Raw genomic sequence first — 7,212 nt, 5'->3', positions numbered from 1 at the left:
AAACGCATCCGAATTATCAATATTTCGCTAGATATTCCTGTGGGGAGATACCGGGATTTAACCGATGCTGAAATCAACGAACTGAACCAACTCATTGAACCCTCTAGTAAAACTGAAGAAGCTAGTTTACCCAAAACTGAAGCTCCAAAACGAAGAACCGAATTTATCAAAAGAGATGACCCTAGATTTAAGAAAAGAGGGGATTATTAGTTAAAAATGTGCAAAAAAGGAAAACCCAAGAATCTCATCTTGGGTTTTCCTTTTTAAATTTTGGAAATATTATTTTTTCATTCTGATTTGTCTTGCCAAAAGGTGTTTTTTAATAACATTGCAATAGTCATTGGTCCTACTCCACCCGGAACTATGGTGATTAAATAATTTTTTTTTGCTTAGTTCAACAAAATTATATATGTGTATATACAGAAATGTTAATTTAAAAAAAAATCATATAAACTTAACACTTTTAAGTAAAAATAAGTAAATTTAACAAGACCAAATCTTTGATTTTCAAAAAATTACACTTAATTAAATATTTTTTGCATTATGAAGAAAAAACTAAGATTACCCGTTCCCCCAATTTTTTACCTAATTAGAAAAAATAGCCAAGTCATTTCCGTATTTATGACTTTAGTTATTTTGAACATGAGCATTAGTTGTTCTAATTATAGAACAAAGACTATTACATCGAAATCGGATACTTTTGCGCAAAAATATAACTCAAAGAATAGAAATAACAGATATATTATTGTTCATACAGATACCGAAATTTGGCACTTAAATAACCCTATTATAAACGAAGATCAAAATGAAATAACCGGTTTTTTAACTCCTGTAGTTGAAAACCATTCCTTATATCCTATAAAAAAAAATCCAAAATCCCAAGACCGTAGAAAATTAAAAACAGCTAATAAAAAATTAGAAATTCATTTTTATACAAACAATTCTATCAAAGCTGATAATTCCTCCCAGATTATTATTCCATTTTCGAATATAAAAGAATTAAAAGTTTATGAACCTGATACTGGGAAAAAAATATTTAATATTATTGGTTATTCTGTTGGAACTCTTGCGGTTCTTGCAATTATTATTGCTGTTACAAAAAGTTCTTGTCCTTTCATTTACATTAAAGAAGGCAATTCATTTGCTTTTACTGGCGAATTATATCCTGGAGCAGTTCTCCCAACATTAGAAAGAACGGACTATCTTCCTTTACCTAATTTTAAGGCACAAAATGAAGAATACGAACTTAAAATTTCAAATGAACTATTAGAAATTCAATATACAGATTTGGCTCAACTTGTAGTTGTAAACCACTCTCAATTCAACGAAGTTTTATTAGACCAAAATGGAAAACTGCATACAATTGCAAAAAAAGAAGCTCCAGAAAATGTAACCTCTAATAATCGTCCAATATCTATTAAGCCTTCATTAGAAAAAGATTCTAAAGCGTATCTTTTTGACGAAGAAAATTATTCGAACAAAGGAACTAATAATATTGTTTTAACATTCGATAAACCCACTCCATATAATCAGGCGAAATTAGTCTTATCTACTAAAAACTCTCTTTGGTTTGACTATGTATATGGTAAATTTAATGAACAATTTGGATCGTATTTTAATACATTTCAAAAACAACAACTTAAAGTTCCAGCAGAAAAAAACATTCAATGGCGAAATGACCAAGGAATTCCATTGTCTGTATATGTTAAGTCAAACAATGAATGGGTTTTGATTGAAAAAATTAACCCAGTTGGCCCAATGGCTTTTAGAGATTTAATTGTCCCAATTGATTTAGAAAAAATAAATTCTCCAAAAATAGAAATAAAACTGGAGTGTGGCTATATGTTTTGGGAAGTTGATTATGCAGCAATTGACTACAGCAAAGACATTCCTTTAGAAACACATTATGTTAATCCATTTTCCGCTATTGACGAAAAAGGAAGCAACGTTACTGATTTATTGACAAAAGAAGATAAAAATTATTTAGTTCAGCCCAACATAGGCAATGAGGTTATTGTAAAATACCACGTTTCATCACCTAAAAAAGAGGAGGAACAAACTGTATTTTTAAAAAATAGAGGTTATTATACATATATTAGAGATTATAAAGGAATTCCAAATTTTGCAAAACTGAAAACCTTCAGAGAAAAAGGAGCTCTCTCCCAATTTTCTAAAGTGGAATATACAAAGTTCAATACCATTAGTAATCTGAACGAAATAGTTTTTAATCATGAATAACGAAAATTACATTGGTCAAATTATTTCGGTTCCTTATATTAAAAAAGATTTGACTATAGTTCCTCAAATCAAAAATAAGCAATCGCTAGTTTATGGTTGGAAAAAGAAATATGCAGTTTTGTCATTTCGATTAACAATTATTGGCATTGCCATAAAAAACTATAGGAATCCATGGCACTGGATTTATATCCCTTTATCTTTAATAAAATTGAGAAGAAAAACGCTAGGACAACATTATCTAACAAAATTAGCTTGCGTTGATAATAGGTATTATTGGGGACTTTATGCTCCAGGTTGGAATGGAATTTCGTTCAAAAATTTTATCGTAGCAGAAATGAACCATATTATTCCTGTAAAACAAAAAGTAAACCGTTTCATCAATTCGTATGTTGCCATTACAAAGAAGTGTTCCTTGAAATGCGAACATTGTTATGAATGGGAAAACTTAAATAAAAAAGAGACACTTTCCCCAGATCAACTAAAAAGTATTGTTGCTAAACTTCAAGAAAAAGGAGTTAGCCAAATTCATTTTTCGGGAGGAGAACCACTTTTAAAAATGGATTTATTAATTGATATTTTAAATAGCGCAAAAAAAGAAACTGATTTTTGGGTGTTGACTTCTGGGTTCAAACTAACATTTGAGAATGCTAAAAAACTAAAAACAGCCGGTTTAAATGGCGTAATGATTAGCCTAGATCATTTTGATCCAGATAAACACAACCAATTTCGAGGTTTTAAAGAAGCTTTTTATTGGGTTGAAAATGGAGTACAAAATGCCATTGATAACCAACTGGCTGTTGCGTTAACTATTTGTACTACAAAAGAATTTACAACTCTTGACAACCTATATACTTATGCCAATCTTGCAAAAAAAATGGGGGTTTCATTTATTCAATTATTAGAACCCAAAGCAGTTGGACATTATTCTGAGAAAGATGTTTTTTTATCGGATACCCAAATACAAATATTGGAAGATTTCTATTTAGCAATGAATTACGATCCGAAATACAAAGAGTATCCAATTATCAGTTATCATGGCTATTATCAAAGACGTCAAGGTTGTTTTGCCGCAGGAAATCGTAGTTTATATGTCGATCCTGATGGAGATATTAATGCTTGTCCATTTTGCCAAACAAAGACAGGAAATGTATTGGATGACGATTTTGATAATTCAATTTTAAAATTGCAAAATTTAGGTTGTCATCAATTTAATTCTAATTAAAATTAAAAAACAAATCTATGTTTTTCTTTGAAGAAAATAGTTGGTTAGCAGGTGTTTTTATTATATTTTTTAGGTTTTTCCTTATTGCAGGACTAGCCTATTTTGTTTTTTATGTTTGGTTGAAAAACAAATTTTCTCATTTAAAAATCCAAGGTAAATCCCCATCAACTAATCAAATCAAAAAAGAGATTTATTACTCTATACTTACTTTACTTTTTTATAGTGGGACTAGTGGACTTGTTTTATATTGGTACAAAATAGGAATTACAAAAATTTACTTTGATATAAATGAATATGGAATAGTATATTTAATAGCAAGTGTTTTTATCATGATTCTTTTTCACGACACTTATTTTTATTGGACACATAAATTAATGCACAGTAATAAATGGCTTTATCGATTTCATAAAATTCACCACTCGTCACAAAATCCTACTCCATGGGCTGCCTTTTCCTTCCACCCAGCTGAAGCATTTATATCTTTAGGAATAATTCCTTTGATCATTTTTGTTATTCCAACACACCCAATTGCATTGATTATTTTTCTAATAATCATGACAATCTATAATGTTGTAATTCATCTAGGTTATGAAATTTTCTCGAAGAAAAGTATATTCCATAACATTTCAAAATGGAAGAACACAACTAGAGATCATGATTTACATCACGAAATTGGAGGTCGTTTTAATTATGGATTGTATTTCTCGATTTGGGATCGAATGATGGGAACTTATTTAGAAAAAAGAACCAAGGTTTAGAAAGAAAATAGTATAACACTCCAAAAACAAAAGTATAATGAGGTTGTAAAAATCAATAGATATAAAATTAAAGCAAAAAAGCCCTAAACTTTCGTTTAAGACTTCAATTTATGAATAATTCTATTTTATTTTCCACTTCTAATTTTTCGTGCTAAAAGCGTATTTTTTAATAACATTGCAATGGTCATTGGTCCTACTCCACCAGGAACTGGTGTAATAAAAGAAGACTTAGGACTTACACTTTCAAAATCAACATCACCAGTTATTACATAACCTTTTGGATGTGAAGCATCTTCTACTCTAGTGATACCAACGTCAATTACTACAACACCTTCTTTTACCATATCGGCTTTTAGGTAATTAGGAACGCCAAGAGCGGTGATGATGATATCGGCATTTTTGGTAAACTCTTCAATGTTCTTGGTTCTACTGTGTGTCAGTGTTACTGTTGAATCTCCTGGATAGCCTTTGCGACTCATCAAGATACTCATAGGGCGACCTACAATATGGCTACGACCAATAACTACGGTATGTTTTCCTGCTGTTTCAACCTTGTAACGCGCTAGCAATTCCATAATTCCAAATGGAGTAGCTGGCAAAAAGGTTTCCATTTCTAAAGCCATTTTTCCAAAATTAGCAGGATGAAAGCCATCTACATCTTTATCAGGATCAATTGCCATCAAAATCTTATGTTCATCGATATGTTTAGGTAATGGTAATTGAACAATATATCCATCCAAATTATCATCTTGATTTAAATCATTAATTTTATTAAGCAGAGCTTCTTCGGTAATATCTTCTGGCAAACTAATTAAAGTTGAATCAAAACCTATTTGCTCACACGAACGCACTTTACTACCAACATAAGTTAAACTAGCACCGTTAGTACCCACGATAACTGCTGCTAAATGTGGTACTTTCATACCATCAGCTTTCATTTTTTGCACTTCAAGTGCTATCTCAGTTTTAATCTCCTCTGATGTTTTTTTTCCGTCTAGTAGTTGCATTTTGAAACTGTAAAAGTAGCCCTCCCGACCTCCCCAAAGGGGAGGAGTAGAAACTGATGTTAGTAAATTTATAAATCGATTGCTTTTTTTTTGACTCCTCCCCTTCGGGGAGGCTGGGAGGGGCTTTTATTTCATTCCCGGCATTCCACCTTTCATTCCGCTCATCATCTTCATCATGTTTTTTCCTCCAGGGCCTTGCATCATCTTCATCATTTTGCTCATTTGTTCAAACTGTTTCATGAGTTGGTTAACCTGCTCAATTTTAGTTCCAGAACCTTTTGCAATTCGAGTCTTTCTTTTTACATCGATAATGGCTGGTTTTGTTCGTTCTTTAGGAGTCATCGAATGGATTATTGCTTCTATATTTTTGAAAGCATCATCTTCAATTTCAACATCTTTCATCGCCTTTGAAGCGCCTGGTATCATACCAACCAAATCTTTCATATTACCCATTTTCTTTACTTGTTGAATTTGGGAAAGAAAATCATCAAAACCAAATTCGTTCTTTGCGATTTTCTTTTGGATTTTTCTCGCTTCTTCTTCATCGTAATTTTCTTGTGCTCTTTCTACCAAAGAAACTACGTCACCCATCCCTAGAATACGCTCCGCCATACGAGATGGATAGAAGACATCAATAGCTTCCATTTTTTCGCCAGTACCTACAAATTTTATAGGTTTATTAACCACTGATTTAATCGAAAGTGCAGCTCCACCGCGAGTATCACCATCTAATTTGGTTAAAATTACGCCGTCAAAATTTAATCTATCATTGAAAGCCTTTGCTGTATTTACAGCATCTTGACCAGTCATTGCATCTACAACAAATAATGTTTCTTGCGGCTGAATAGCTTTGTGAACATTAGCAATTTCGGTCATCATAGCTTCATCAACAGCCAAACGCCCAGCAGTATCGACAATTACTACATTAAATCCATTGGCTTTAGCATGCTTAATAGCATTTTGAGCAATTTCAACTGGATTTTTATTTTCAGGTTCTGAATACACCTCAACCGCTATTGAATCTCCAACAACATACAATTGCTGAATTGCTGCTGGACGATAAATATCACAAGCAACCAAAAGCGGTTTTTTATTTTTTTTTGTTTGAAGATAATTAGCCAATTTTCCTGAAAAAGTAGTTTTTCCTGAACCTTGTAATCCCGACATTAAAATGACAGTTGGGTTACCCGAAAGATTAATTCCAGCAACATCACCACCCATTAATTCAGTCAATTCATCTTTAACGATCTTTACTAATAACTGTCCTGGTTGAAGCGTTGTTAAAACATTTTGACCAATTGCTTTTTCTTTTACTTTAGTGGTAAAATCTTTGGCAATTTTAAAGTTAACATCGGCATCTAACAAAGCACGACGAACTTCTTTTAAGGTATCGGCAACATTGACTTCGGTTATTTTACCGTGACCTTTAAGTATATGAAAGGCTTTGTCTAATTTATCACTTAAATTATCGAACATAGTATTGGTTTTTTTTAAGAATACAAATATAATATAAAGTTAGAAAGCTACAATGTTTACGAAAGTATTGAAAATCAATTCTACATTCTTTCTGGTACATTTATACCTAATAATTGAAAAGCCAAAGCAATGGTTTCGGCAACCTTTTTCGAAAGCTGTACTCTGAATATTTTTTTATTCAAATCTTCTTCACCCAAAATCGAAACGGCTTGATAAAACGAATTGTATTCGCGAACCAAATCATAGGTGTAATTTGCAACAAGCGCTGGACTATGATTTTGAGCTGCATTTTGAATTACTTCTGGAAATAACTCCAATTGTTTTACTAATTCTTTTTCTTTTTCGTGCAATTCTACAATTTCAGCTTTGTCGGAATAATTAAAATCAGCTTTTCTAATAATAGATTGAATTCTGGCATAAGTATATTGAATAAAAGGCCCAGTATTCCCAGCAAAATCAACAGATTCTTCTGGGTCAAAAAGGATTCTCTTTTTAGGATCTACTTTCAAAA

6 protein-coding genes and 2 pseudogenes are annotated in these 7,212 nt (G+C 31.8%); 4 read left to right on the top strand and 4 right to left on the bottom strand.

Annotated elements, in window-relative coordinates; all coding sequences use genetic code 11:
* Nucleotides 1-210, top strand: a pseudogene (locus ACKVOD_RS11640) (23S rRNA pseudouridine synthase F); the annotation flags it as partial.
* Nucleotides 211-279: 69 nt separating this feature from the next.
* Here ACKVOD_RS11640 and ACKVOD_RS11635 read toward each other — a convergent pair.
* A pseudogene (locus tag ACKVOD_RS11635) lies at nucleotides 280-389 on the bottom strand (bifunctional 5,10-methylene-tetrahydrofolate dehydrogenase/5,10-methylene-tetrahydrofolate cyclohydrolase); the annotation flags it as partial.
* 154 nt (nucleotides 390-543) lie between these two features.
* Between ACKVOD_RS11635 and ACKVOD_RS11630 the strand changes: the two are divergent.
* From ACKVOD_RS11630 to ACKVOD_RS11620, 3 genes are read left to right on the top strand one after another with little or no spacing between them, the layout of a single operon-like run.
* On the top strand, nucleotides 544-2,238 hold the full coding sequence (locus ACKVOD_RS11630; protein ID WP_409209638.1) for a hypothetical protein: 1,695 nt from the start codon (nucleotides 544-546) through the stop codon (nucleotides 2,236-2,238).
* The gene (locus tag ACKVOD_RS11625; RefSeq protein WP_409209637.1) at nucleotides 2,231-3,460 is read left to right on the top strand and encodes a radical SAM/SPASM domain-containing protein; all 1,230 of its coding nucleotides are present in this window, start codon (nucleotides 2,231-2,233) and stop codon (nucleotides 3,458-3,460) included. The genes ACKVOD_RS11630 and ACKVOD_RS11625 overlap by 8 nt, the downstream gene beginning before the upstream one ends.
* Nucleotides 3,461-3,477: 17 nt before the next feature.
* Nucleotides 3,478-4,218, top strand: a complete 741-nt coding sequence (locus tag ACKVOD_RS11620) for a sterol desaturase family protein (protein ID WP_409209636.1) — start codon at nucleotides 3,478-3,480, stop codon at nucleotides 4,216-4,218.
* 125 nt (nucleotides 4,219-4,343) lie between these two features.
* Here ACKVOD_RS11620 and ACKVOD_RS11615 read toward each other — a convergent pair whose 3' ends face one another.
* The 3 genes from ACKVOD_RS11615 to ACKVOD_RS11605 form a co-directional block, all read right to left on the bottom strand.
* Nucleotides 4,344-5,225, bottom strand: a complete 882-nt coding sequence (locus ACKVOD_RS11615; RefSeq protein ID WP_409209635.1) for a bifunctional 5,10-methylenetetrahydrofolate dehydrogenase/5,10-methenyltetrahydrofolate cyclohydrolase — start codon at nucleotides 5,223-5,225, stop codon at nucleotides 4,344-4,346.
* A 126-nt stretch (nucleotides 5,226-5,351) separates the two neighbouring features.
* Nucleotides 5,352-6,701 (bottom strand): signal recognition particle protein, encoded by a 1,350-nt coding sequence (gene ffh, locus ACKVOD_RS11610; protein ID WP_409209634.1) that lies wholly within the window; start codon nucleotides 6,699-6,701, stop codon nucleotides 5,352-5,354.
* Nucleotides 6,702-6,781: 80 nt separating this feature from the next.
* On the bottom strand, nucleotides 6,782-7,212 hold a 431-nt coding region (locus ACKVOD_RS11605; protein ID WP_409209633.1), incomplete at its 5' end, for a DALR anticodon-binding domain-containing protein.

The sequence above is a fragment of the Flavobacterium sp. genome, assembly GCF_046155325.1.
In the GTDB taxonomy this organism is placed as follows: Bacteria; Bacteroidota; Bacteroidia; order Flavobacteriales; family Flavobacteriaceae; genus Flavobacterium.
The sequence above is the reverse complement of the archived record's forward strand: the minus strand, read 5'-3'. Positions and strand labels throughout refer to the sequence as shown.

Bases quoted from the DNA above. Each gene is read 5' to 3' on its own strand.
- ACKVOD_RS11630 (WP_409209638.1), top strand. From the start codon at position 544: ATGAAGAAAAAACTAAGATTACCCGTTCCCCCAATTTTTTACCTAATT.
- ACKVOD_RS11625 (WP_409209637.1), top strand. From the start codon at position 2,231: ATGAATAACGAAAATTACATTGGTCAAATTATTTCGGTTCCTTATATT.
- ACKVOD_RS11620 (WP_409209636.1), top strand. From the start codon at position 3,478: ATGTTTTTCTTTGAAGAAAATAGTTGGTTAGCAGGTGTTTTTATTATA.
- ACKVOD_RS11615 (WP_409209635.1), bottom strand. From the start codon at position 5,225: ATGCAACTACTAGACGGAAAAAAAACATCAGAGGAGATTAAAACTGAG.
- ffh (WP_409209634.1), bottom strand. From the start codon at position 6,701: ATGTTCGATAATTTAAGTGATAAATTAGACAAAGCCTTTCATATACTT.